Below are 24755 nucleotides of genomic sequence, written 5' to 3'. Positions count from 1 at the left end.
ATTTAATCTACGTAAAATTTTTGCTGAAATTTTAATGTTTGGAACTGGTTACCTTGTTGGATTTCAATTTCAAAACGTAAAATCTCTTCGTTGGTGTAATCTACTTGTGCTAGGTAATAAACAGAATCGCCTTCAACCACTTCTTTAAAGTTAAGGGTTTGCTTGTTACCTAATAAGTTTTTAGCGGTGCCTTGTAATGTCGCTTTTTGCGCTGTTTTATTAGCATCATTTTTTAAGATAGAAATATTAACAATGCCTTTATAGCCACTGCGTTCCAGGCCGTACGTTTTGGCTATTTGTGGCTGAATAAACGTTGATGGAAAGGCTATATAATGAACTTGCCAAGGGCCTAGTTCTTTATATTGAGCGCCTTGTTCTTGTGCGCTGTGCGCATTAAATGCTAAAGCGAGACAAGCAATAAAACAAAACTTTATTAAACGTTGCATAGTTAACTCCTGAGTATGTAAAAAGAGGCACTAGGCCTCTTTTATATTACGTTATGCTTAAGCTAAAAGGTCCATTAGCAGCATTTGTAAAAACTGAATGCCGATGATTAGTACCAGTACCGATAAATCTAAGCCTCCTAGTGGCGGTAAAACTTTACGGATAGGCTTTAACATTGGCTCAGTAAGCTGATGGAATGCCGCTTCAATTGGGTTATAGCCTTGGCTTACCCAGCTTAAAATAGCGCGGATAATTAACACCCAAAAGACTAAATTTAAACCTTCTTTTAAAACAGTTATTAGCGCCTGTATAAGCACAGGTTGAATAGCCCAAGAGCTATAAATAAGCCACATTAGGGTACTTATTTTTGCCGCAGCCACTATAAATGCCAGCAACAAAGAGGCTAAATCAAGCCCGCCTAGCCCCGGAACGATTTTTCGCAGCGGGTTAACTGCAAACGAAGTGGCTTTCACCACAAATTGGCTCATCGGATTGTAAAAGTCGGCTTTTGCCCACTGTAGCCAAAAACGCAGTAGTACCACCATTAAAAATAGATCAAACAAGGTGCTAATTAAAAATTGCATGGCATTCATAGTATAACCTTCAATAAAAAATGGTTTTAAAGTTCTTGTTCCATTTGCACTGCACGCGCAATACACGCATCCATTGCATCGCCTACGGTTTTAGTTAAACCTTGTGCTTTTAAATGCTCAACAGCTGCATGCGTGGTACCGCCTTTTGATGTCACATTTGAACGTAATTGTGAAATGCTAATATCAGTTTGGCTAAGTGCCATTTCAGCTGCGCCAAGGGCGGTTTGCTGCACTAAGCGGCGTGCGTCTTCATCACTAAACCCAAGCGCTTTGGCTTTTTCTTCAATGGCTTCCATAAATAAGAAAAAGTAAGCCGGTGAAGAGCCGGTAACAGCTATCACATCGTTAATTTGTGATTCTTGCTCTACCCATACAACAATACCGGTACATTCAAATACTTGCTGTACAAACTCATGCTCGCTTTGGGTTTCGCCTGCACCATATAAGCCAGATACACCACGGCCAAGTAATGATGGCGTATTTGGCATACAACGTACCATTTTTACATCTTGACCAAGCATTTCACGTAAGCGCTTAACGGTTAACCCTGCCGCGACTGAGATAAATAATTTATCGCTAAAGTCGACACCTGAATCTTGAAATGATTGACATAAATCGCCCATCATTTGTGGTTTAACAGACAAAACAATGACATCGGCATCGCGCATAGCTTCGTTATTGTCACTGGTGGTTTGCACTTTGAAATCGGCAGCTACCTTAGCTAGTTTTTCTTGGTTGCGGTTAGTCGCAATAATATTATTTGCGTTAAAGCCGTTTTTTACCATGCCACCAATGATGGCGTAGCTCATATTACCTGTGCCTATAAATGCGATTTTTTTATCTGACATATGTCTGTTATCACCTTTTAAGTTCGTGTTCCAAAAATATCTGTGCCGATCCTCACCATGGTTGAACCTGCCGCTATGGCAGCTTCTACATCGTTACTCATCCCCATCGACAACGTATCTATATGAGGATATTGGGTCTGTAGTTTATCAAAGCAAGTTTGTAATTGCTCAAAATATTGAATTTGCGTGTTTGCATCGTCACTTTTAGCGGGAATAGCCATCAGTCCGCGCAACTGTAAATGGGCACATTGGTCTATATATTGCGCCAGCTCAGTGATTTCATTGGGGTGACAACCAGACTTTGCTTCTTCTTCGCTAATATTGACTTGAATAAGTACATTCAGTGGCGGCATTGTCTCAGGGCGTTGACTGTTTAAGCGCTTGGCTATTTTAAGTCTGTCTACACTTTGCACCCAAGCAAAATTGGCAGCGACTAAAGCACTTTTATTTGACTGAATAGGGCCAATGAAATGCCAAACAATATCGCTAAATGTGTCTAGTTGCGCTATTTTATCTACAGCCTCTTGAACATAAGATTCACCAAATTGACGTTGCCCTTGATCATAAGCTGCCATAATATCAGTAGCGGGTTTGGTTTTAGATACTGCAAGTAACGTAATATCGTTACTATTACGTTGTGCTTTGTGCGCTGCCTCTGCAATTCTAGCGTAGGCGGATGTGAGTCGTTCTGCTATTGTAACCATATATTTATCAGTTAGTTGTGGAGTCATAAATGGATATCACCGAATTATTGGCATTTAGTGTGCAACATAAAGCATCAGATTTGCACTTATCATCAGGGGTATCACCTATGATACGTGTTGATGGCGATGTGCGACGTATTAATATACCAGCACTTGGAGATAAAGAAGTCAGCAGTCTGGTTTATGACATTATGAACGATAACCAGCGTAAGGACTATGAGCAAAATCTCGAAGTGGATTTTTCTTTTGAAGTCCCTAATTTAGCACGTTTTCGTGTAAATGCCTTTAACTCTAATCGTGGCCCTGCTGCTGTGTTTCGTACTATCCCGAGTGACGTACTCACTCTTGAAGATTTAGGCGCACCTGAAATATTTAAACAAATTTCAGATAACCCACGAGGCCTAGTGTTAGTCACAGGCCCTACAGGTTCAGGTAAGTCGACCACGCTTGCGGCGATGGTCGATTACATTAACCAAACTAAGCATCATCATGTGCTGACTATTGAAGATCCTATCGAATTTGTTCATGATAATAAACTCAGCTTAATTAATCAGCGGGAAGTTCATCGTGATACACATAGCTTTTCTAATGCACTACGCAGCGCACTTCGTGAAGACCCTGATGTTATTTTGGTTGGTGAGCTACGAGACTTAGAAACTATTCGCCTTGCTATGACCGCTGCGGAAACGGGTCACTTGGTGTTTGGTACTTTGCATACGACCTCTGCACCTAAAACCATTGACCGTATTATTGATGTATTCCCTGGCGAAGAAAAAGATATGATCCGCTCTATGCTCTCTGAGTCATTACGTGCAGTTATTTCGCAAACACTGATAAAAAAAGTAGGGGGAGGGCGAGTGGCTGCACATGAAATTATGTTGGCAACGCCTGCTATTCGTAATTTAATCCGTGAAGATAAAATTGCACAAATGTACTCATCAATTCAAACCGGTGCGTCGCAAGGCATGCAAACCATGGATCAATGTTTAACAAGCTTAGTTAACCGTGGCATTATCACTCATTCAGCGGCATATACAAAAGCGCAAGATAAGACACAGTTTAGCGCTTAAGGAATTATTATGACTTTATCTTTAAATCACTTTTTACAAATAATGGTCGACAAAAAAGGCTCTGATTTATTTGTATCGAGCCAACTTCCTATTAGCGCTAAAATTAACGGCGAGTTAACTCCTCTTAATGACGATAAATTAACAGATGAGCAAGCGCTGGAATTAGTCGAATCAGCGATGAGTGAAAAACAAAAAGCAGAGTTTCATAACACTAAAGAATGTAACTTTGCGGTTGCAACTAGCGAAGGGCGCTTTCGTATTTCGGCTTTTTGGCAACGCGACAGAGCGGGCATGGTTATTCGCCGAATCGTCACTAAAATTCCCGACGTTAAAGAGCTTGGATTACCTTCTGCATTGACCGATGTGATTATGTCAAAGCGCGGACTCGTGTTATTTGTGGGTGGTACGGGAACCGGTAAATCAACGTCTTTGGCGGCACTTATTGGGTATAGAAATCGCAATCAACGTGGCCATATTTTAACCATAGAAGATCCGATTGAATTTGTGCATGAGCATCAAAAAAGTATTATTACCCAACGTGAAGTGGGTTTAGATACTGAAAGCTTTGAATCAGCACTTAAAAGCTCTTTGCGCCAAGCGCCTGATGTTATTTTAATTGGTGAAATTCGTTCGCAAGAAACCATGGAATATGCGTTGAGCTTTGCAGAAACGGGTCATTTATGTGTTGCCACCCTGCATGCTAACAATGCTAACCAAGCGATTGACCGTATTATGCATTTGGTACCAAAAGAAAAGCACGATAAGCTTAAATATGACTTAGCATTAAATTTACGCGCTATCATTGCTCAGCAACTTATTCCGACCTCTGATGGGGAAGGGCGTGTTGCTGCCATTGAGGTATTACTTAATACGCCAATGGTCAGTGAGCTAATTAAAAACGGTAATATTGGTGGTATTAAAGAAACCATGGCCAAATCAACAGAGATGGGCATGCAAACCTTTGACCAAGCGCTGTTTGAGCTTTACAGGCAGCAACGTATTAATTATGCCGATGCGCTGCATCATGCGGATTCGCCAAATGACTTACGCTTGATGATTAAACTACGTAATAACGAGCAGCAAGGCGCAGGCTTTTTGCAAGGTGTGACCATTGATGGCCTTGATGACAAAGGCATATGACCTAGATACAAAAAAAGCGCCTTAGGCGCTTTTTTTATGTGGGTTAAGTGCTTTATTCACCATAACTGGCTTCAAAAAAACTCTCTAGAATGATCACCGCAGACATATTATCTACGTTACCTTTACCTAAATTTTTATAGCCACCACGTTCAAACAACCGTGCCTTTGCATCTGCAGTCGTTAAGCGCTCATCTTGAGTATGAACTGCAATGCCGTAATGGTTGTGCAAACGATTAGCAAACTTTTTAGCTTTAAAGGTAACCTCTTGTGAGGTGCCATCCATGTTTAGCGGTAACCCGACAACCATTAAATCGGGTTGCCACTCTTTTACTTGCACTGCAATGTCATCCCAATTAGGAATGCCATCTTGGGCTTTCACCGCTTTTAAGCTGGTAGCGCTGCCTGTGAGCTCTTGACCAATAGCTATACCAATACTCTTGGTACCAAAATCAAATCCCATAACTGTACGCTCACCTTGCGGCTTTACTGTTTTTTTAGTCATGTTTATCTTTTATGTTATTACGCATGTCCGGCTTCGGGGCTTAATTGGCCAATATCAAAACCAAGCATAGAGACTGCCATTTCCCAGCGTTTTTCTACTGGAGTATCAAAAATTATCTTAGGATCGGCTTTAATGATCAGCCAGCTATTATCTAGTAGCTCTTGCTCTAATTGACCTTGTTCCCAACCGGAGTAGCCTAAAGTAATAATAAATTGTTCGGGTGCTTGGGCTGTGGTTAACGTGGCTAACACATCTTTTGAGGTGGTGATCATAATATCACTGCTCAACTTTTGGCTTGCCGAGTACCCAGGTTTAGGTGAATGTAGCACAAAGCCACGGTCTGTTTTTACCGGCCCGCCAGCAAACACAGTCACTTGCGCAGCATGTTGAGATTTATCGTTATCAATATCAATTTTGTCGAGTAACTCACCTACGGTGACATCAATCGGCTGATTGATCACCAATCCCATAGCGCCTTCTTCGTTGTGTTCACAAATATAAGTGACGGCACGTTTAAAAAAAGGGTCTTGCATTGATGGCATTGCGATTAAAAAGTGATTTTCTAATGACTGCATAAGTTTTACCCTTTTAGTTATTGAATCTTGAGTATGGCATAGTCCCATGTTTTAACACTAAAAATTTATTCGAGTTTTCAGCGATGACACAATAAGCGTCATCGCTTTATATCTTAGAGGTGGTTCAGTGATAATTTATTTATTAAGCTTTTTCTCTATGGCGTCAAATAAAATGCCGGTAATTGAAATATCGTAAGCGGCTTCAATTTCTTTTACGCAGGTTGGCGCTGTTACGTTAATCTCAGTTAACTTATCACCAATAATATCTAAACCTACAAATATTAAGCCTTTTTCTTTCAAAGTAGGGGCGACCGCCTTTGCAATCTTAAGATCTGATTCGCTAATTGGGCGTGCTTCGCCACGACCGCCTGCGGCTAAATTACCGCGTGTTTCGCCATTTTGTGGAATACGCGCTAAGCAATAAGGAATCACTTCACCATCAACAACCAATACGCGCTTATCGCCTTGAGTGATCTCTGGGATATAATTTTGCGCCATGGCAAAGCGGCTACCATGCTCGGTTAAGGTTTCGCATATTACGCCTATATTAGCATCATCGGCTTTTACTCTAAAAATAGAGGCGCCACCCATGCCATCAAGCGGTTTTAAAATAATATCTTTATGCTGGGCTAAAAACTCACGGATTTGTTTTTGGCTGCGCGTTACTAATGTATCTGGCGTGTGTTCACTAAACCAAGCTGTAAAGAGTTTTTCATTGGCGTCGCGCAAGCTTTGTGGTTTATTAATCACTAATGTGCCTGCTTGCTCTGCACGCTCTAAAATATACGTTGCGTAAATATATTCAGTATCAAAAGGCGGATCTTTACGCATTAAAATAACGTCTAAATCAGCCAGCGCTATGGTTTCTTTTTCTTCAAGTTGGTACCACTTTTGAGCGTTATCAAAAACTTGAGCTTTGGCTGCAGTGGCGTAGGCATTGCCTTGACGCAGCGATAAATCATCCATTTCCATGTAGTAAATTTCGTAGCCACGGGTTTGTGCTTGCATCATCATTGCAAAACCGGTGTCTTTTTTAATATTAAATCCACTAATAGGATCTGAAATAATACCTAACTTAATTGCCATGCGCTGTGCCTTAATTTATGTGTTTTTTACAACTGTAATCTTGATATGTGGGTGCTTTTAGTTATTTCAATTAGCTAAATCGCCAAATTGTAATTGCAGTGCACTTAAAACGGTTAACGCTGCTGTTTCTGTGCGAAGTACTCGCGGACCTAAGCGAATATCTACAAATTCTTGTTGTTTAGTTTGCGCCATTTCATCATCGGTAAATCCCCCTTCAGGGCCCACTAAAAATCGCACGCCACCATCAGGAACAGTAATGGTTTTAATGCTGTGCTCGGCGCGCGGGTGTAAGGTTAATTTAATTGCATCGGTTTGCTGTTCAAGCCAGTGTTTTAAATCTACGGGAGGATTAATGGTTGGTACAAAGTTGCGCCCGGACTGCTCTGCAGCAGCAATGGCTATTTTTTGCCATTGCTGGTGTTTTTTTTCTAGGCGGTCGCCGCTGAGTTTTACGCCGCATCGCTGGCTAAAAATAGGTGTTATTTCAGTGATCCCTAATTCAACCGACTTTTGAATGGTAAAATCCATTTTATCACCACGAGATACACACTGGCCTAAATGAATCTTTAATGGCGATTCAACGTCATGAGGATTAAATTCGAGGGGCATAACAACCACGGTTTTTTTACTCACTTCAATAATTTCACTGAGAAATTCACCCCCTTCACCATTAAACATAGAAACCTGTTCGCCCACTTTCATACGTAGCACACGACCTACATGGCCTGCAGCGTCATCGTCAAGATTTAAAGGGGTGTTGAGAGCAATCGGTGATGATTGATAAATATGGGGCACTCGCATGGCAAATCACTTTTTTACATAAGAAGTTATATCCCTCTATGGTAAGTAAGCAAAGGCTTGGGTGCAATTATTTATTTTTCATATTCGGGGGTTAAAAGCGCTGTTAACTCTTGTGCAGTTTGAGCTGTGTCAGTATCACACGATAAATGGTTTGAATGGCATTCATCTTTTATGGGCTTAATTTCATAGCCTTGATCTGTTTGAATAACCATATAGCGTTTTTCATGCCGTGAGTTATAAAAAAAGCGCTGTGTATCATCGGCGAGCAAGTAGTCTGTTTGGTTAAACAGTACCCTCAGAATATTGTGGTGTTCGTGTAGGTAGCTGGCCAGCTCAGATATGCTTATTTCGTTTTCAATATCGCAATAGCAATAACCTTTAACGAGTTCATCAAACATCATTTTAACCAGTTTTTGGGTATTAGCCCCAGTGATAACGATGTCTTTTTAGCTGGAACATTTGTATTTATATAGTGTTTAATGAATGGCTAAATTCATTGCCTATATCAATTAAGAGATAACTCGCTGTTTTTATTTCCATATGCCTAAAGTCCCTGTTAATTTACCAGACTATTAAATAGGGACGTTTAGTAACGGCTTAATTTAACCAGTTTGGTACTAAATTGAAAACATACTTATAAGTAAGTAACCAATAGCACAAAATACAGCAAATTCAATACACGCAATACCAATATTATCTTGATGATCAACCTCAAGTGCGGTGTCGATATTAGGCATTGAAATAATTTTTATAATATACGTTAGACAGTATAGTAACAGCCACATCACACCGCAATGCATTACCAAGGTAAATAAGTTTTCTACCATTTTACCATTTTGAAATGCCGCACTAGATAAACCAGCATACGCCGCAAGTGCTAATCCAATTGACTTACCCGCATAGCGAATACCAATAGAGGTATTTTCTAAGCCAAAATTACTTTGCAATGAGGCGCCCTGATTTGCTTCAGCAAAGCGGTATTCACGTATTTTACTGTCCAAAGCAAACATTCCTTGCAACACAAAAAAGCTTACTGAGGCAATTAATAAATTACTAAACCCCTGAGTATGTGTCCATGTATATAAACCCAGCGCTAAAATACAATTGGCAATAAGCATCCCCGAGTCAACCAGCGCAGCACAGACGTTTTGCTTTAGTATTGCGGCTTCCTCATTAAAGCGGCGTAATATCCATTTACGATGGATTAAATGCCCCATTTTTATAAATGAAAAGAGCAGCACAATTAACAAAATCACTTTTAATGGATTTGATTGTGCGGTGCTAATACTAATTTCATCAAATAAAAACGCCATGGTGGCTATAACAACAGATATTTCAGAGGCAAAACTAATCCCCATTGCAAAGTTATCATGCTGCGCCAACTCTTCTTTAAGTGCTTGTTTTGCTTTTATTTGAGTAACAATTCTTAAACTGATGATGATGACACAAATAACCACAAAACTAATAGCAATCGCAACTAAACTAGTGTTAGATAATGACAAATATGACATGGTGTTCCTAAATAGATTTACCTTGATAGGTTTTTAACCATTCTAGTATGGTTATTGGTGAGATAAAAGAGGGTATTGATGAGTAACGACACGCAGCTTCCTATTGAATTACAAAAACTCGGTGAAACACGCTTTGCCGCGCTGTACCCAGAGCAACAAAACCAGCAGCAGATAATACGGCTATTGGCGTTAAGTGATTTTGCTTGGCGCAGCTTAAGCTCTCAACCTGCGCTACTGTCTTGGTTACTGTGTGAGCACGAAATTAAAAATAGAGAAATTTTAGACCCTTTTGCACAGCTAGATATAACTAAAATAGAAGAGAGTGAGTGCCATAAGTTACTGCGCCAATACCGAGAAAAATACTGGTTAAAGGTGGCTTTTTTAGATTTATGCTGCAAAAACCCAATTGAAAATAGTATTGAATATATTAGTGAACTTGCTAATAAACTGATCGACAGTGCTAATCAATGGGCTTATAAAAATGTCGCTAAAACCAATGGTGAGCCATTAGATGAGCACAACAACCCGTTACCGTTAATGGTATTAGGAATGGGTAAACTAGGTGGACAAGAACTCAATTACTCATCTGATATCGATCTTATTTTTGCATATCCTCGCAATGTTAAAACCCAAGGTGGGCGTCGCTCGCTTGAAGCACCTGTCTTTTATACTAAAGTTGCCCAAAAGCTAATTACAGCACTTAATCAATGTACGGTTGATGGCCAAGTTTTTCGTGTAGATATGCGTTTGCGACCATTTGGGGAAAGTGGTCCGTTGGTAATGAGCTTTAATGCCATTGAAGACTACTACCAAGAGCAAGGGCGTGATTGGGAGCGCTACGCGATGTTAAAAGGGCGCTTAATTGGCACGCCTAACATTTATTGGCAGGAGTTTAATACGTTATTAAAGCCTTTTGTGTATCGCCGTTATATTGATTTTTCGGTTATTGAGTCGCTAAGAAAAATGAAGCTTATGATTGCCCAAGAGGTGCGTCGTAAGCGCTTAACCAATAATATTAAGTTAGGTGGTGGTGGCATTCGCGAAGTGGAGTTTATTGTTCAGGCTTTGCAAATGGTGCGAGGTGGCAGAGAGGCAAACTTACAAACGCAATCTTTATTAATGGCATTAAAAGAGTTAACACTAAGCCAAGTTATTGATGAGCTTGAAGCTAAAGATTTAAAAAGCAATTACTTATACTTACGCAAAGTAGAGCAATACCTACAAATATTTGATGATCAACAAACACAAACACTGCCCGATGATGAGCTAAATCAACAGCGACTCAATGTGTTGCTCGCTCAGGCCGATTTTGCGGCAACGCTTGTGAAAATAGAACATGTGATGAGCCAAATACATAATGAATTTACACAGGTTATAGGCGAAGAAACTGAACCACTTGATACCTGTGAAGGGGCGTTTATTAGTGCTTGGGATCACGGCGATGTTAGCTTTTTAAATGAGCTCAGAGATGAATGGCAAACACCATTACACGACTTTAAACAACGAGTTTCTAAAGCTAAAGTCGGCAATCGTGGGCGCGATATTCTTGATAAATTAATGCCGGCATTACTTAAACAGTTAAACGACTTTAATGCCAGTGCTAGCGCCTTTGCAACGGTATGCCAAATATTAAATAAAATTATTTCGCGCACCGCTTATCTAGAGTTGCTGTATGAAAATCCAGGAACGCTAAAACAATTGGTTTTACTTTGTTGTCACAGTAAATGGATTGGGGAGCATATTTCATTATACCCCATTTTGCTCGATGAACTTATCGACCCAGCTGTGCTTTACAAGCCAACCCCATTAACTGCGTATAAAGATGAAATAAGGCAGTATTTTTTACGCATTGAACATGACGATTTAGAGCAGCAAATGGAAGCGCTGCGTCAGTTTAAGCAAACCCATCAATTACGCATTGCCGCAGCTGATGCGACGGGCGTTATTGATGTAATGAAAGTAAGCGATCACTTAACAGCATTGGCTGAAGCTATAGTCGATCAGGCTGTAAATATTGCGTGGTACCACTGCGTAAAACGCTTTGGTATGCCACCTAACACCGATGATGAAAACAAGGGGTTTGCGGTTATTGCGTATGGTAAAACTGGCGGTTTTGAGGTGGGTTATGACTCTGATCTCGATTTAGTCTTTGTGCATAACCATGATGGTACAAGCTACACCAATGGTGATAAAGCGATTGACTCAAGGCAGTTTTATTTAAAACTCGCACAACGATTAATGCATTTATTTAATACCCGTACCGCCTCAGGTATTTTATATGAGTTAGATACTCGTCTGCGTCCAGAAGGTGCATCAGGGCTATTAGCTATTAACCTAGAAAGCTTTAATCATTATCAGCAAACGCAAGCATGGACATGGGAGCATCAAGCCCTGGTTAGAGCCAGGCTGATTTTAGGCCAAGCTGAATTAGTAACACGGTTTGCACAAATTCGCGCCGAGATATTGTGCCAACAACGTGATGAAGATACTTTAAAGGCAGACGTGATTAAAATGCGCGAAAAAATGCGTGCCCATTTGGCTAAAGGCAATGCGCAGCAATTTGACTTAAAACAAGATGTAGGTGCCATGACCGATATTGAGTTTATAACGCAATACTTGGTATTAAAACATGCCCATGAGTTTACCCACTTATGCGATAATTCTGACAATGTGAGAATTTTAACTGATGCGGCTAAAATTGGCTGTATCAGCGATATTCAAAAACAGCAGCTTATTAAAGCGTATATAGACTATCGCTCACGCTATCATGTATTGAGCTTAGACCAGCAAGGTCGCTGCGTTAAACGCGAAGAGTTTAGTGAAAATATCAATAATGTTAGCACTGTTTGGAAGGCAATATTTGGGCTAGATTGAGCAATTTAATGTTATGCGCTCAGCAATATTTGAGCGCATATCAACAAAATTAAACCCAATGTAGTTAATTGCTTAGCTTTAAACAGTTTGAGCGTACAAATTCAGACGGTAGCTCGGTAATAACCGCTGCACGTTGTTCAGGGCAGAAAAACGCATACACTTCATTTGAAAAGTCATCATTAATAGAGCGGCTAACGCGGTATAAAGCGGAGTTAAAACTGCTATCTATACGAAAGTGATCTTTTATTACGTAATCTTTGTCTAAGTACCACATTAAAGTAATACCTTCGTTATTAGCGTATTGGGTCAGTACAGTACGCAAGGTTGAATCACGTTGAAAACGACGCGGGCCTACTTCTCCGCTCCAATTTAAAGGCATAGGCTCTACTACAAAAGAGCGTTGGTTTAGCGCTCTATCAAGGCTAAGGTCGGGTTTTTCGAGTTCAATTATAAATTTGTGATTGTCTTTATTGACAGAAACTCTATTTCGAATTGATGCATAAAACCGCGATAACCCTTCGGCCGCAGCGTTATTGGTTTGTTGATAATTAAATGACGACGAACCATTTAGTAGAAAATAGATGGCTGCACCAATTAACAATAAAGCTAAAAGTATATATCTAATCCAAAACCACATCGCTGTCACTCGTCTTTGTTATTTTAGTAACCCATCTTTAATAGAAAGAGGGGGCGTCTTTATCGGGTCGTGTTTTAAAACGTCTATGCAACCACATATATTGTTCAGGGGCGGCATTTATTGATTGCTCCATGCGCTGATTAACACGTGTTACATCGGCTTTATCATCGCCGCTTGGGAAATTTTCAAGCTCAGGTACGATTTCTAAGTGATACTTTCCGTTGTTATCCCTGTAAGCAATTAAGCTCATTGTTTCGCAGTTTTTACTACCTGCAAACATTAGTGTACCAGTGGTGGTTGCTGTATCGGGTACTGCGTAAAAAGGCACAAACTCACAGCGGTTACGGCCATAATCCTGATCGGGTAAGTAATAACACAGCTTTTTATTTTTTAATGATTTTAATAGCCCTTTTACGTCCTTTTTACCAACCATGTATTCATTAGAGCGCAGGCGCCCATTGGTGGTAAAGTATTCCATAAGCGGATTGTTATGCGGGCGGTAAAAGCCAATACCTTGGCACTTCAAACCCATTACACGACTTGTCATTTCAAGATGAAGTATATGTGGAACAAGTAATAAAACACCTTTTCCTGATTGTTGTACGCGCTCAAAGTGCTCAAGCCCTTTTATTGACCCGAGTACTTTTTTGACCCGCCATTGTGGCCACCACCAAGCCATACCGGTTTCAACCATGGCAATACCGGTATTTTCCATATTTTTAAGTACCAGTTGTTGTTGCTCGGCTTCGCTCATTGTGGGGAAACAGCGTTTAATATTAACCTCAGCAATATGCCTTCTACGCTTCATATATTTATGAACCAAGCGTCCTAGCTGCTTACCCATAGCTAATTGTAGTTTTTGCGGTAACCAAGAAATGAGATATAAAAATAAGACACCAATCCAAGTTAGCCAGTAACGAGGACCTAAAAAAGAGGCTTTAAAAGGGGATGAGTTAACCACAAAAATTTCTCTAAAAATAAAAGGCTAGGGTCTGTTGACCTTTGCGGATTAATATTTGTTCAAACTAGGGGCAATTTAATCGCGGCGCGAGGTTTGTAACCTAGTGGGCTAAGTAAAAACCGAGCAACAAAGAGTTAATTGCCCCTAGGCAGAACCCTTCTGGCAGCGCCTGTTTGGCATTGATACTACGTTATCGCCTATTTATGGGGAATAACCACACCACATAAGCTCTGCCTTGCCTAAATACCAAACAGGCTGCTGCAAATTTAACCTTGAAAGGTCAACAGACCCTAGTTTAACGCTATGTGTTAAAAAATACAAAAAGCCAGCAAAAAGCTGGCTTTAGTGATTATTTATAATGAAGTCGTCTGCTTAGTTAACAGTATTTAAACCTTGGTTTATACCCACTAAATCTTCACGGCTTAATGTTCCTGTCGCTTGTTTTAAGCGAAGCGTTGACACAACATAGCGATAACGCACATCAGCAAGATTACGCTTTGCGTTGTATAAGTTTTGCGTACTGACGAGCACATCAACAATGGTACGTGTACCCACTTCAAAACCCGCTTCCGTGGCTTTTAATGCGCTTTGTGCTGAAATAACCGCTTGTTCAAGCGCTTTATAGGTCGCAATATCAGATACCACTTGGTTATAAGAAGTAATAACAGAGCGAGTTACTGCGCGATAATTGGTTTCAAAATCTTGGCTAGCAGCAACGTAAAATGCGCGTGCTTGCTCTGTTGCAGCAACCGTTGCGCCACCTGAGTAAAGTGGGACGCTAAAGTTTAGTCCAATAGTGCTTGAATCTGAACGAGGTTGGTCGTCAAAACTAGCGCCATTTAACTCACTATCTGTTAATGAGTCGCCGTAGCTAGCATTTAACGTTAGTTTTGGGTAATGACCTGCTTTTGCGAGTTCAATTTGTTCTTTAGCTATATCAACCGTTATTTTTGATACTTGCAGATTTAAGTTTTTGTCTTTCGCTATTTTAACTAAATCAGTTGCAGGCGTACTTGGCTTAACCGTAGAAAATGTTTCGGTGTTTAACATATCTAGCTTTGCGTGGTACTTACCAGTGATCTCACGTAGTTGCTCACGGGCTGTTTCTACCGCATTATTAGCAATGATTTCTTGCGCTACTGAGTTATCAAATTGTGCTTGTGCTTCATGTACATCGGTAATAGCCGTTAAACCTACAGCGTAACGTTGTTTAGTTTGTTCAAGTTGGCGCTCAATGGCACGTTTTTCAGCTTGTACAAATTCAAGGTTATCAATAGCGCTTAATACGTTAAAATAGCCTTCAGCCACACGTACTATTAAATCTTGTTTAGCAAAATCGTACTGGCCACTAGCTTGCAGTGCTTGTTTGTCAGCAATGCCGAGTGAATTCCACGCGCCCAAATCAAATAGCGTTTGGCTTAAGCTAATACCACGTCTGAATTGGTCCGTTTCACTTTCGACTTTAACTTGGTTTGATAAATCGCCTATGCTTTGAAAAGAGGTCGAGTCACTTTTTTCATAACTCATGCTTAAACCAATTTGCGGTAATAGTGCGCTCATAGCGCGATCGCTTTGGTATGATTGTGCATCAGCTTGGGCTTTTGCTTTTAAAACGGTAGGATCGTTGGCTGTTGCGATTTCAAAAACTTGAAGTAAATCTTCTGCATTGGCTACGGTTGAGCCCAATGCGCATGATAAACTAACCAGTGCAGCAAGGATGTTCTTTTTCATGTGATGTTCGGTCCTTAGACAATTTTTGTACTAGTAGCATGTTAACCTGTTTTAACTAATAACTAAAAAAAAAATTAGTAAAACAGCGTTCTCAAGTGTAACAGAATATATACCTAAATGACGTTGATGTATTTGCACCCTCAAAAAGGAAAGAATAGATGGCGAATAAAAGTCGTATTAAATTTACCCATGACGATGTGAGATTAAAACCAATTGAAAATTTGTATGATGGTTTTTTTAAAATAAACCTTTATCAATTTAAGCATGCCTTATTTGCGGGTGGAGAGTCTGAGGTAATTCGTCGAGAAATTCTTGAACGCGGAGATGCGGTCGCAGTTTTACCTTATGACCCAGTAACTGAGCAAGTGCTGCTAATTGAACAAATTCGAATTGGCGCAATTAAAAGCAAACACACGCCTTGGCTGTTAGAATGTATAGCGGGCATGACCGATGGCAGTGAAGATTACGAGTCGGTTGTTAAAAAAGAAGCGTTTGAAGAAGCGGGACTTAATTTAACAGAACTTGAGTTTATGTTGTCTTACCTTTCAAGCCCCGGCGGTACTACAGAGCGTTTGTTTTTATATTTAGCTCACGCCGACTTAAGCCAAATTAATACCGGTATATATGGCTTAGACACCGAAGGTGAAGATATTAAAACGCATATTATGGATTTAGATGAAGCATTTGAGCGACTCAATCGTGGCGAGATAGATAATGCGGCTACGGTAATTTGCTTGCAATGGTTAGCACTAAATCGCGACAGAATACGTAAGAAGTGGGCATAGTTTTTAATTTTTTAATAGTAATGGCGGTATTTTGACAGCACTTTTAACGACTAATCGATACATTCAAAGCCTTCCAAAGTATTTAACACTTTGTGAGCATAATTACGTACGCCTTTTAAAATTACTACCTCGTGAACGAGCGATTGGCAGTGTCAGAGAAATCAAACTGGGCCACAGTAAATTTGCCATCAACATAGATGATATTGCCAAGTACACCCTTGATATATCTATTAAACAGTTATCAGGAATGGTAAGTGATATTTCGCCTTTGTATTTAACAGTGCGCTTATATAATGATGCTAAGGTAGCCGAAATTGTCCACCATGATTACCACCAACGAATCAAACCTTCCTATGGCTACCCTAATCCTAAGATGCATCAAAAAGATGAAAAATATCAGTTGAATGCTTTTTTATATGATTGGTTGGTTGCCTGTGTAGAGCGAGGTCAATCAACACTTAATTGGGATGTAAATAATGGCTTGGTTTGATGATACGTATTATTTTGAGCAAGCCCAGCTTCGTATAGCCCATATAACGGATTGTCATCTTTTTAGCGATAAGCAGAGCGAGTATTTTGGGGTTAACACCGCAGATCATTTTACTAGGGCACTTTCAGATATAGCAAAACAGCAGCCTGATGCCTTGATATTTGGTGGCGATTTAACCCAAGATCACAGCTTTAATTCCTATTTATTATTTGCTGAACTGATTCATAATAGTGACCTTGATTGCCCCGTATTTTGGGTTCCCGGCAATCATGATGAAATTGATCAGCTCAATTTAATTAGTGGCGGGCAAATACAACGCGCTAAACATATTGTGGCGCAAGGGTTTGAACTGATATTAATTAATTCTAAAGGAAATACCCCTGCTGGGTGGGTGACGCCCTCGCATTTAGAGGAAATTATGGCGTGTTTAGTCGATTCAGATAATCGTCATATTGCATTTTGTCATCACAACCCACTGCCTATTAATGGCTACCTAGACAAACACATGCTAGAAAATGGGCCGCAGCTATTAAATTTATTAGTTAATAATGGCCGCGTTGATGCGCTGTTTCATGGGCATGTTCACAATAACTACCAACAGCAATTTAGAGAGCTTGATATTTACGCGACACCGGCCAGTTCCGTGCAGTTTACAAAGCACAGTGCTACTTGGCAGCAAGAAGATAAAGGGGCGGCTTATCGTATGCTGCACTTAAATGCTGAGCAACAAAAGGTGCATATACGCACGGACGTGGTATGGTTAAACGAGTAATCTATATTCACGGTTTTAATAGCTCTGAAAAATCATATAAAGCTGTGCGCTTTGGTGAGCTTATGGCACACTATGATGTTGATTATTGTGTGCCACGCTTAAATCATGAACCTATAGAGGCGATTATAGCGCTTGAACAACTATTAACACCGAATACCGTATTATTGGGCAGCTCGTTAGGTGGTTTTTTTGCCACGTATTTATCGCAGCGTTATCAAATTCCTGCGGTGGTAATTAATCCTGCCGTTGCCCCATATACATTATTAGAGCCTATACTTGGGCCTAATTATAATCCGTATCAAGATTATAATTACCAATTACAATCTCGTCATATAGATGCGTTAAAAGCATTAACGGTGACAGAGTTAAAACACCCTGAACTGTTGTATTTATTACAGCAAACAGGGGATGAAGTGTTAAATTTTCAGCACGCAATAAAGTATTACTCACAATGTAAACAGTTAATTGAATTTGGCGGCGATCATAGCTTTAATGGCTTTGAGCGAGCTTTTTCAAGCATTGTCGATTTTCTTAAAATCAGATATTAGCGTATATAAAGATAAAAACTATGACTCAACAAAATTATAACGCCGAAGCCATTGAAGTACTTAATGGATTAGAGCCGGTAAAACGCCGCCCAGGCATGTATACAGACACATCGCGCCCCAATCATTTAGGCCAAGAGGTTATTGATAACAGTGTTGATGAAGCAATGGCCGGGCATGCGAAGCGTATTGATGTCATTTTGCATGAAGATAACTCACTTGAAGTGAGCGATGATGGTCGGGGGATGCCGATAGATATTCACCCTGAAGAAGGTATTCCTGGGGTTGAACTAATATTCACCAAATTACACGCAGGTGGTAAATTTTCAAATAAAAATTACCAGTTCTCTGGTGGTTTGCATGGGGTAGGTATCTCGGTCGTTAATGCGCTATCTACCCGTGTGGAAGTAACGGTTCGCCGTGACGCACAGCAATTTAGAATGGCTTTTGAGCATGGCGATAAAGTTGAAGATTTAAATGTTATTGGCTCAGTGGGTAAACGCAATACCGGTACTACCGTGCGCTTTTGGCCAGATACCAGCTATTTTGATTCTGCTAACTTTTCACTGACTAAGCTTAACCATTTATTAAAAGCCAAAGCGGTACTATGCCCAGGTTTGCGTATTAAGTTTGTAAATAAACAAACGAAAGAAACCCAAGAGTGGTTTTATGAAACCGGCTTAAAAGATTACTTAGTAGAAGCAGTTAAAGGCTATGAAATACTGCCTAAAGACCCATTTGTAGGTGAGTTTTCAAGTTCTATTGAAGGCGCTGATTGGGCCGTTGTATGGATGCCTGAAGGCGGTGAGTCAACAGCCGAAAGTTATGTAAACTTAATTCCTACCGCACAAGGTGGCACCCACGTAAATGGCCTGCGCCAAGGGCTTTTAGAGGCGATGCGTGAATTTTGTGAATTTAGAAACTTATTACCACGTGGTGTAAAGCTCACCCCAGATGATATTTGGGAACGTTGTAGTTATGTATTGTCGGTAAAAATGCAAGACCCACAATTTGCAGGGCAAACCAAAGAAAAACTCTCATCACGTTCATGTGCTGCGTTTGTATCGGGTGTCGTAAAAGATGCTTTTAGCTTATGGCTAAATGAGCACACTGACACTGCAGAGTTACTTTCTGAATTGTGTATTTCAAATGCACAGCGTCGCTTACGCGCGGCTAAAAAAGTAGTTCGTAAACGTGTTACTTCAGGCCCTGCATTACCAGGCAAACTGACCGATTGTAGTGCTGCTGATAATGACCGCACAGAATTGTTTTTAGTAGAGGGTGATTCAGCGGGTGGCTCAGCTAAACAAGCGCGAGATCGTGAGTTCCAAGCAATCATGCCACTAAGAGGTAAAATTTTAAATACTTGGGAAGTAGAATCAGGGCAAATTTTGGCCTCTCAAGAAGTGCATGATATTTCAGTGGCATTGGGTATTGACCCCGATTCAAGTGATTTATCAGGGCTGCGTTACAATAAAATATGTATATTAGCGGATGCTGACTCGGATGGACTGCACATTGCCACTTTATTGTGTGCCTTATTTGTGCGCCACTTCCCACAATTGGTAAAAACTGGGCATGTGTATGTTGCTATGCCACCGCTGTTTAGAATTGATATTGGTAAAGATGTTTATTACGCGCTTGATGAAGATGAAAAAACCGGTATTTTAGCGCGTATAGAAGCAGAGAAAAAACGCGGTAAGGTAAACGTGCAACGCTTTAAAGGCTTGGGTGAAATGAACCCGCTACAATTGCGTGAAACAACCATGGATCCAAATACCCGTCGATTAGTGCAGCTAACACTTGATGAAGAAGAACAAACAATGGAAATGATGGATATGTTACTTGCTAAAAAGCGTTCATCAGATCGCCGCCAATGGCTTGAAGATCACGGTAACAAAGCACAAGTTTAATAAGCCTTTGGGCTACAGGAGAGGCAAATGAAAAGACTATTTAGCACACTGTTGTTACTCTGCTTTATGTCATCGCCAGTGATGGCGAAAAATATTCTCGACAAGCTGACCGCTGCCCCAGGGTTTGAAATAAGCTTATTTGCTGATGATGTTGAAAATGCTAGGCAAATTGCAGTATCAAGCCGAGGTATAGTGTATGCAGGGTCGCGTAATGCGGGTAATGTGTATGCATTGATTGATCATAACAGCGATGGTGTGGCAGATAAAAAAATAGTGATTGCAGAGGGACTGAATATGCCCTCGGGTTTAGCGATTAAAGACGGTGACTTATATGTCGGTGAAGTGCACCGTATTATTCGTTTTAAAAATATCGATAAGCACCTCAAAAACCCTGAGTATGAAGTGTTTTATAGCGATTTACCGTCAGAGCGTCACCATGGCTGGAAGTTTTTACGCTTTGCGCCAAACGGCGAGCTGATTATTCCGGTGGGTGTTCCCTGTAATATTTGCGAGGAAGATCCTCGGTTTGGTCGTATTTTTTCGTTAAACACCGACACCAAAGAAATAACCACTTTAGCCAAAGGTGTGCGCAATACTGTAGGCTTTGACTTTCACCCTAGCACGCAAATGCTATGGTTTAGCGATAATGGCCGTGACATGATGGGGGATGATATTCCACCCGATGAGCTAAACCGCATCACTAAAGAAGAAGAGCATTTTGGTTTTCCATACGTGCATGGCGGCGTTATTGTTGATCCGGAGTTTGGTGAAGGCAAAAACATTGCTGACTACACTCAACCTGCATTGGCATTAGGTGCGCATGTTGCGCCATTAGGTATTCATTTTTATACCGGCAAGCAGTTCCCTGATAGCTATAAACAACAGTTATTTGTAGCTGAGCACGGTTCATGGAATCGCTCTAAAAAGGTCGGTTATAAAGTGGCAGTGGCAACTATAGAAAATGCCAAGGTAACAAAGTATACGCCACTGATCACCGGCTTTATGCAAGACGAAACGACATTTGGACGCCCTGTTGCATTTGCACAATTAAATGATGGCAGTCTATTGGTAAGCGATGATTACGCAAACGTAATTTACCGCGTAAGCTATAAGAAAAACTAGGTAAGCTTTAATGAGTGATACAGATACCTTGCTAATGCAAGGAATTGAACAGCAAACAATGGGGCGTTTTACCGAAGACGCCTATTTAAATTATTCAATGTACGTGATCATGGATCGTGCCTTACCGCACGTTGGTGACGGCCTAAAACCAGTGCAACGTCGTATTATTTATGCGATGAGTGAGTTGGGATTATCGGCAAGTGCTAAATACAAAAAATCAGCCCGTACCGTGGGTGACGTATTAGGTAAATACCATCCTCATGGTGATAGTGCCTGTTATGAAGCCATGGTACTTATGGCGCAGCCGTTTTCTTATCGCTACCCGTTAGTTGATGGTCAAGGTAACTGGGGTGCAGCAGATGATCCGAAGTCGTTTGCGGCAATGCGTTATACCGAAGCGCGTTTATCTAAATTCTCTGAAGTATTACTTAAAGAGTTAGGCCAAGGGACTGTTGATTGGACGCCAAACTTCGACGGCACCATGGATGAACCATTAGTATTGCCATCGCGCTTACCGCATATATTACTTAATGGTGTCACCGGTATTGCTGTGGGTATGGCAACCGATATACCGCCGCATAATGTGCGTGAAGTAGCCAGTGCCTGTTGTTTATTACTTGATAAACCAAAAACAGAACTCGAAGAGTTATTGGATTTAGTGCATGCGCCTGATTATCCAACTGATGCTGAAATAATTACGCCTAAAGCTGATATTCACAAAATTTATAAAACCGGTCGTGGCTCAATTAAAATGCGCGCTGTGTATTGTGAAGAGCAGGGCGATATCGTTATTACTGCGTTACCGCACCAATGTTCGGGTGCAAAAGTACTTGAGCAAATTGCAGCGCAAATGAACGCTAAAAAGTTACCAATGGTGGCTGACTTACGTGATGAGTCTGATCACGAAAATCCAACCCGTATTGTGATTGTGCCGCGTTCAAACCGAATTAAAGCTGAGCCATTAATGGCGCACTTATTTGCCACCACCGATCTTGAAAAAAATTACCGCGTAAACTTAAACATGCTGGGCTTAGATGGCCGTCCACAAGTTAAAGACTTACGTAGTATTTTAACTGAATGGCTGACTTTTAGACGTGAAACAGTGCGTCGTCGTTTGCAATATCGACTCGATAAAGTACTCGCAAGATTACATATTTTAGAGGGCTTGCTTGCTGCCTTTTTAAATATTGACGAAGTTATAGAAATTATTCGCTCTGAAGATAAGCCTAAACCAATATTGATGGAGCGCTTTGAGTTAACTGATATTCAAGCGGAAGCCATTTTAGAATTAAAACTTCGCCATTTAGCAAAACTTGAAGAGTTTAAAATTCGTGGTGAGCAAGACGAATTAGCCAAAGAGCGTGACAAATTAGAGCAAACATTAGGCTCAGACCGTCGCATGTCGACGTTGCTTAAAAAAGAAATTCAAGAAGCCGCAGAAATGTATGGTGACGATCGTCGCTCACCTGTTATTGAGCGTGTGGAAGCCAAAGCTCTGAGCGAAAAAGATTTAATCCCTTCAGAGTCTGTGACTGTTGTTCTATCTGAGAAAGGCTGGGCACGTGTTGGTAAGGGGCATGACTTAGATGTAGAAGGGTTAAATTACCGCGCCGGTGATGGCTATAAAGCATCAGCGCGAGGTAAAAGTAATCAACCTGCAGTATTTTTAGATTCAGCAGGGCGTGCATTTGCGACCGATGCCCATAGCCTTCCTTCTGCAAGAAGCCAAGGCGAGCCTATGACAGGGCGCTTTAACTTAACCTCAGGCGCAAGCTTTGAGCACGTAGTTATGGGTGAAGACGCTCAAGTATTGCTAATGGCTTCTGATGCCGGTTATGGCTTTATTACTGACTTTAAAGATTTAGTCAGTAAAAACAAAAACGGTAAAGCCTTAGTGAGTGTGCCAAAAGGTGGTGTGTTGTTATCGCCAATACGGGTTAATAACGTTGCCAGTGATTACTGTATGGCAATTTCTAACGAGGGGCGAATGTTGTTATTCCCACTGCGTGATTTACCTAAGCTAGGTAAAGGCAAGGGCAATAAGATTATTTCTATTCCGGGCGCTAAAGTACAAGCGCGCGAAGAGTTTGTAAAAGTATTAGCTGTTGTGCCGCAAGGGAGCAGTGTTACGCTGCATGCAGGTAAGCGTAAATTGACGCTTAAACCAAGCGACCTTGAGCATTACCATGGCGATCGAGGCCGCAGAGGGAACAAGTTACCTCGTGGTTTACAGCGCGTTGATGAAGCCGTGGTAGAGTTGACGCCGCAGCAAGTTGATGAGCCAAATTCAGATACTGAGCAAAATTCAGATACTGAGCAAAGTTAAAACACTCGGAAAATTAGACTAAACTAGATAACGGCTTACTTAGGTAAGCCGTTTTTTTATGACTGTTTTATTTCAGCGAACGCTTGTGCGCTATTTTCTCGTCTGCGCAACAAAATAACGTTATAATAAAGCAATATATGATTGTGGTTATATTGGAGAGGCGCACTTGCTAGCTGTTATACGTATTTTAATAATGCTGTTGTTTATATTATTAAGTTGTTTTTTTGGTTTGTTGTTATCAATTTTTAGACCATTTCATCCTAGTAATGTGCACGTTATTGCAAGTTGGTTTGGCTCAATGGCTAAAATGCTTGGGGTTAAATTAGAACTAAAATATCATCCTGATGCGCTTAAGGTGGGGCCTGCTGTGTATGTAGCGAATCATCAAAATAGCTACGATTTATTTACTATTCCAGCTATGGTACCAAAAAATTGTGTGAGCGTTGGCAAAAAAAGTCTTAAATGGATCCCATTTTTTGGTCAGCTTTATTGGTTGTCGGGTAATATTTTAATCGACCGATCAAATCGTTCAAAAGCTGCTGGCACAATCTCAAAAGCAGCGGCTAAAATAAAACAAAAAGGTTTATCGGTGTGGATGTTCCCTGAGGGGACGCGTAGTTATGGTCGTGGTTTACTCCCCTTTAAAACCGGTGCATTTCATACCGCAATGAGTGCAGAGGTGCCTGTTGTGCCAGTATGTATGAACACAACCGATAAAACCATTAAACTAAATCGCTGGGATAATGGTACAATTTACATTGAAATGTTAGCCCCCATAGCACTTGATAACAGTATCAGTGCCCGTGAACATGCTAAAAGTGTGCACAGTATTATGGCTGCTAAAATAACAGAATTAGATGCTCAAGTGAGAGAGAAATAATGGAAAACTGGCGTGAAATAAGTGAAGACATCGTAACTTCACTACTTGAAGATGGGTCTGATCCAGAAATTCTTTATGAAGTAGAACACCACTTTGTATGTGAAGACTTTACTAAGTTAGAACAAGCGGCATTGGCTGCGTTTAAACTAGGTTACGATGTAGAAGAGCCAGCAGAACTTGAGCTTGAAGACGGTGAAAAAATTTGGAGTTTTGACATTGTTGTTGAAGCCGAATTAGATGTCGACGTGATAATGGAAGACGTTGATAAACTCGCGCAACTTGCTGTTGAATGCGATGTTGAATACGATGGTTGGGGCACTTACTTTCAAGAGTAATGGTTACCAATGCAAAAGGCGAACAATGATGTTTAACACCACTCGTTTAAGAACGAGTGGTGCTTTTTCGTTTATATCTAACCGGATATTTTTGTGTCTTTGCCAGCACC

General features: G+C 40.7%; 24 protein-coding genes and 1 pseudogene. 12 read left to right on the top strand and 13 right to left on the bottom strand.

Annotation, left to right across the window (positions count from 1 at the left end):
- Window positions 1-2: 2 nt before the first annotated feature.
- From MTN96_RS26510 to MTN96_RS26495, 4 genes are read right to left on the bottom strand one after another with little or no spacing between them, the layout of a single operon-like run.
- On the bottom strand, window positions 3-446 hold the full coding sequence (locus tag MTN96_RS26510) for a DUF4426 domain-containing protein (RefSeq protein ID WP_036980192.1): 444 nt from the start codon (window positions 444-446) through the stop codon (window positions 3-5).
- Between the two features lie 57 nt (window positions 447-503).
- Complete coding sequence (locus tag MTN96_RS26505) at window positions 504-1037, bottom strand: YggT family protein (RefSeq protein ID WP_069439859.1); 534 nt, start codon at window positions 1035-1037, stop codon at window positions 504-506.
- A 26-nt stretch (window positions 1038-1063) separates the two neighbouring features.
- The gene (proC, locus tag MTN96_RS26500; RefSeq protein ID WP_036980188.1) at window positions 1064-1885 is read right to left on the bottom strand and encodes a pyrroline-5-carboxylate reductase; all 822 of its coding nucleotides are present in this window, start codon (window positions 1883-1885) and stop codon (window positions 1064-1066) included.
- 17 nt (window positions 1886-1902) lie between these two features.
- Complete coding sequence (locus MTN96_RS26495; protein WP_069439860.1) at window positions 1903-2616, bottom strand: YggS family pyridoxal phosphate-dependent enzyme; 714 nt, start codon at window positions 2614-2616, stop codon at window positions 1903-1905.
- 2 nt (window positions 2617-2618) lie between these two features.
- On the opposite strand from MTN96_RS26495, the gene MTN96_RS26490 reads away from it, so the two are divergent.
- Together MTN96_RS26490 and MTN96_RS26485 are read left to right on the top strand one after the other, a co-directional pair.
- Complete coding sequence (locus tag MTN96_RS26490) at window positions 2619-3659, top strand: type IV pilus twitching motility protein PilT (protein WP_013465851.1); 1041 nt, start codon at window positions 2619-2621, stop codon at window positions 3657-3659.
- A gap of 9 nt (window positions 3660-3668) precedes the next feature.
- Window positions 3669-4799: a PilT/PilU family type 4a pilus ATPase gene (locus MTN96_RS26485; protein ID WP_036980184.1), complete on the top strand. Its 1131-nt coding sequence runs from the start codon at window positions 3669-3671 to the stop codon at window positions 4797-4799.
- Window positions 4800-4851: 52 nt separating this feature from the next.
- Here the strand turns inward: MTN96_RS26485 and ruvX are convergent, their stop codons facing one another.
- The 6 genes and pseudogenes from ruvX to MTN96_RS26455 all read right to left on the bottom strand — a co-directional run bounded on the left by ruvX (window position 4852) and on the right by MTN96_RS26455 (window position 9274).
- Window positions 4852-5301, bottom strand: a complete 450-nt coding sequence (gene ruvX, locus MTN96_RS26480; protein WP_013465849.1) for a Holliday junction resolvase RuvX — start codon at window positions 5299-5301, stop codon at window positions 4852-4854.
- 17 nt (window positions 5302-5318) lie between these two features.
- On the bottom strand, window positions 5319-5876 hold the full coding sequence (locus tag MTN96_RS26475; protein ID WP_013465848.1) for a YqgE/AlgH family protein: 558 nt from the start codon (window positions 5874-5876) through the stop codon (window positions 5319-5321).
- A 135-nt stretch (window positions 5877-6011) separates the two neighbouring features.
- Window positions 6012-6962: a glutathione synthase gene (gshB, locus tag MTN96_RS26470; protein ID WP_013465847.1), complete on the bottom strand. Its 951-nt coding sequence runs from the start codon at window positions 6960-6962 to the stop codon at window positions 6012-6014.
- 66 nt (window positions 6963-7028) lie between these two features.
- Window positions 7029-7763 carry a 16S rRNA (uracil(1498)-N(3))-methyltransferase gene (gene rsmE / locus MTN96_RS26465; protein ID WP_069439861.1) on the bottom strand — a complete coding sequence of 245 codons (735 nt, stop codon included), beginning with the start codon at window positions 7761-7763 and terminating at the stop codon, window positions 7029-7031.
- 71 nt (window positions 7764-7834) lie between these two features.
- A pseudogene (locus MTN96_RS26460) lies at window positions 7835-8303 on the bottom strand (hypothetical protein).
- A 77-nt stretch (window positions 8304-8380) separates the two neighbouring features.
- A complete protein-coding gene (locus tag MTN96_RS26455) occupies window positions 8381-9274 on the bottom strand; it encodes a hypothetical protein (RefSeq protein ID WP_036980180.1) in 894 nt (297 codons plus the stop codon).
- Window positions 9275-9352: 78 nt separating this feature from the next.
- Between MTN96_RS26455 and glnE the strand changes: the two genes are divergently transcribed.
- The gene (gene glnE / locus MTN96_RS26450) at window positions 9353-12148 is read left to right on the top strand and encodes a bifunctional [glutamate--ammonia ligase]-adenylyl-L-tyrosine phosphorylase/[glutamate--ammonia-ligase] adenylyltransferase (protein WP_248533243.1); all 2796 of its coding nucleotides are present in this window, start codon (window positions 9353-9355) and stop codon (window positions 12146-12148) included.
- A gap of 64 nt (window positions 12149-12212) precedes the next feature.
- Here the strand turns inward: glnE and MTN96_RS26445 are convergent, their stop codons facing one another.
- The 3 genes from MTN96_RS26445 to tolC all read right to left on the bottom strand — a co-directional run bounded on the left by MTN96_RS26445 (window position 12213) and on the right by tolC (window position 15477).
- Window positions 12213-12785, bottom strand: coding sequence for a toxin co-regulated pilus biosynthesis Q family protein (locus MTN96_RS26445; RefSeq protein ID WP_036980177.1), 573 nt, complete (start codon window positions 12783-12785; stop codon window positions 12213-12215).
- Window positions 12786-12822: 37 nt separating this feature from the next.
- Complete coding sequence (gene lpxL, locus MTN96_RS26440) at window positions 12823-13746, bottom strand: LpxL/LpxP family Kdo(2)-lipid IV(A) lauroyl/palmitoleoyl acyltransferase (protein WP_069439864.1); 924 nt, start codon at window positions 13744-13746, stop codon at window positions 12823-12825.
- Between the two features lie 372 nt (window positions 13747-14118).
- Window positions 14119-15477 carry an outer membrane channel protein TolC gene (gene tolC / locus MTN96_RS26435; RefSeq protein WP_248533241.1) on the bottom strand — a complete coding sequence of 453 codons (1359 nt, stop codon included), beginning with the start codon at window positions 15475-15477 and terminating at the stop codon, window positions 14119-14121.
- Window positions 15478-15635: 158 nt separating this feature from the next.
- Between tolC and MTN96_RS26430 the strand changes: the two genes are divergently transcribed.
- The 9 genes from MTN96_RS26430 (at window position 15636) to rraB (ending at window position 24645) form a co-directional block, all read left to right on the top strand.
- On the top strand, window positions 15636-16262 hold the full coding sequence (locus MTN96_RS26430) for an NUDIX domain-containing protein (protein WP_016900572.1): 627 nt from the start codon (window positions 15636-15638) through the stop codon (window positions 16260-16262).
- Between the two features lie 31 nt (window positions 16263-16293).
- Window positions 16294-16752: a DUF1249 domain-containing protein gene (locus MTN96_RS26425; protein WP_138626548.1), complete on the top strand. Its 459-nt coding sequence runs from the start codon at window positions 16294-16296 to the stop codon at window positions 16750-16752.
- Complete coding sequence (locus MTN96_RS26420) at window positions 16739-17524, top strand: metallophosphoesterase (protein WP_138626547.1); 786 nt, start codon at window positions 16739-16741, stop codon at window positions 17522-17524. The genes MTN96_RS26425 and MTN96_RS26420 overlap by 14 nt, the downstream gene beginning before the upstream one ends.
- Window positions 17509-18072, top strand: coding sequence for a YqiA/YcfP family alpha/beta fold hydrolase (locus tag MTN96_RS26415; protein ID WP_008110593.1), 564 nt, complete (start codon window positions 17509-17511; stop codon window positions 18070-18072). The genes MTN96_RS26420 and MTN96_RS26415 overlap by 16 nt, the downstream gene beginning before the upstream one ends.
- A gap of 20 nt (window positions 18073-18092) precedes the next feature.
- The gene (gene parE, locus MTN96_RS26410; RefSeq protein WP_248533239.1) at window positions 18093-19982 is read left to right on the top strand and encodes a DNA topoisomerase IV subunit B; all 1890 of its coding nucleotides are present in this window, start codon (window positions 18093-18095) and stop codon (window positions 19980-19982) included.
- Window positions 19983-20009: 27 nt separating this feature from the next.
- Window positions 20010-21104: a sorbosone dehydrogenase family protein gene (locus MTN96_RS26405; protein WP_248533237.1), complete on the top strand. Its 1095-nt coding sequence runs from the start codon at window positions 20010-20012 to the stop codon at window positions 21102-21104.
- A 10-nt stretch (window positions 21105-21114) separates the two neighbouring features.
- Entirely contained in the window at window positions 21115-23430 is a 2316-nt protein-coding gene (gene parC, locus MTN96_RS26400) for a DNA topoisomerase IV subunit A (protein WP_248533235.1), read from the top strand.
- 166 nt (window positions 23431-23596) lie between these two features.
- Window positions 23597-24310, top strand: a complete 714-nt coding sequence (locus MTN96_RS26395; RefSeq protein ID WP_036980160.1) for a 1-acylglycerol-3-phosphate O-acyltransferase — start codon at window positions 23597-23599, stop codon at window positions 24308-24310.
- Window positions 24310-24645 (top strand): ribonuclease E inhibitor RraB, encoded by a 336-nt coding sequence (gene rraB / locus MTN96_RS26390; protein ID WP_008110603.1) that lies wholly within the window; start codon window positions 24310-24312, stop codon window positions 24643-24645. The genes MTN96_RS26395 and rraB overlap by 1 nt, the downstream gene beginning before the upstream one ends.
- Window positions 24646-24755: the final 110 nt, after the last annotated feature.

The sequence above is a fragment of the Pseudoalteromonas sp. 2CM28B genome (assembly GCF_023161935.1).
This window is presented reverse-complemented; position numbering and strand designations above follow the sequence as displayed.

Coding starts and splice junctions, on each gene's coding strand:
- ruvX (WP_013465849.1), bottom strand. CDS start 5,301: ATGACTAAAAAAACAGTAAAGCCGCAAGGTGAGCGTACAGTTATGGGA.
- MTN96_RS26490 (WP_013465851.1), top strand. CDS start 2,619: ATGGATATCACCGAATTATTGGCATTTAGTGTGCAACATAAAGCATCA.
- rsmE (WP_069439861.1), bottom strand. CDS start 7,763: ATGCGAGTGCCCCATATTTATCAATCATCACCGATTGCTCTCAACACC.
- MTN96_RS26495 (WP_069439860.1), bottom strand. CDS start 2,616: ATGACTCCACAACTAACTGATAAATATATGGTTACAATAGCAGAACGA.
- glnE (WP_248533243.1), top strand. CDS start 9,353: ATGAGTAACGACACGCAGCTTCCTATTGAATTACAAAAACTCGGTGAA.
- gshB (WP_013465847.1), bottom strand. CDS start 6,962: ATGGCAATTAAGTTAGGTATTATTTCAGATCCTATTAGTGGATTTAAT.
- MTN96_RS26485 (WP_036980184.1), top strand. CDS start 3,669: ATGACTTTATCTTTAAATCACTTTTTACAAATAATGGTCGACAAAAAA.
- MTN96_RS26475 (WP_013465848.1), bottom strand. CDS start 5,876: ATGCAGTCATTAGAAAATCACTTTTTAATCGCAATGCCATCAATGCAA.
- MTN96_RS26415 (WP_008110593.1), top strand. CDS start 17,509: ATGGTTAAACGAGTAATCTATATTCACGGTTTTAATAGCTCTGAAAAA.
- MTN96_RS26510 (WP_036980192.1), bottom strand. CDS start 446: ATGCAACGTTTAATAAAGTTTTGTTTTATTGCTTGTCTCGCTTTAGCA.
- MTN96_RS26430 (WP_016900572.1), top strand. CDS start 15,636: ATGGCGAATAAAAGTCGTATTAAATTTACCCATGACGATGTGAGATTA.
- proC (WP_036980188.1), bottom strand. CDS start 1,885: ATGTCAGATAAAAAAATCGCATTTATAGGCACAGGTAATATGAGCTAC.
- MTN96_RS26445 (WP_036980177.1), bottom strand. CDS start 12,785: ATGTGGTTTTGGATTAGATATATACTTTTAGCTTTATTGTTAATTGGT.
- parC (WP_248533235.1), top strand. CDS start 21,115: ATGAGTGATACAGATACCTTGCTAATGCAAGGAATTGAACAGCAAACA.
- MTN96_RS26405 (WP_248533237.1), top strand. CDS start 20,010: ATGAAAAGACTATTTAGCACACTGTTGTTACTCTGCTTTATGTCATCG.
- MTN96_RS26420 (WP_138626547.1), top strand. CDS start 16,739: ATGGCTTGGTTTGATGATACGTATTATTTTGAGCAAGCCCAGCTTCGT.
- rraB (WP_008110603.1), top strand. CDS start 24,310: ATGGAAAACTGGCGTGAAATAAGTGAAGACATCGTAACTTCACTACTT.
- parE (WP_248533239.1), top strand. CDS start 18,093: ATGACTCAACAAAATTATAACGCCGAAGCCATTGAAGTACTTAATGGA.
- tolC (WP_248533241.1), bottom strand. CDS start 15,477: ATGAAAAAGAACATCCTTGCTGCACTGGTTAGTTTATCATGCGCATTG.
- MTN96_RS26505 (WP_069439859.1), bottom strand. CDS start 1,037: ATGAATGCCATGCAATTTTTAATTAGCACCTTGTTTGATCTATTTTTA.
- MTN96_RS26455 (WP_036980180.1), bottom strand. CDS start 9,274: ATGTCATATTTGTCATTATCTAACACTAGTTTAGTTGCGATTGCTATT.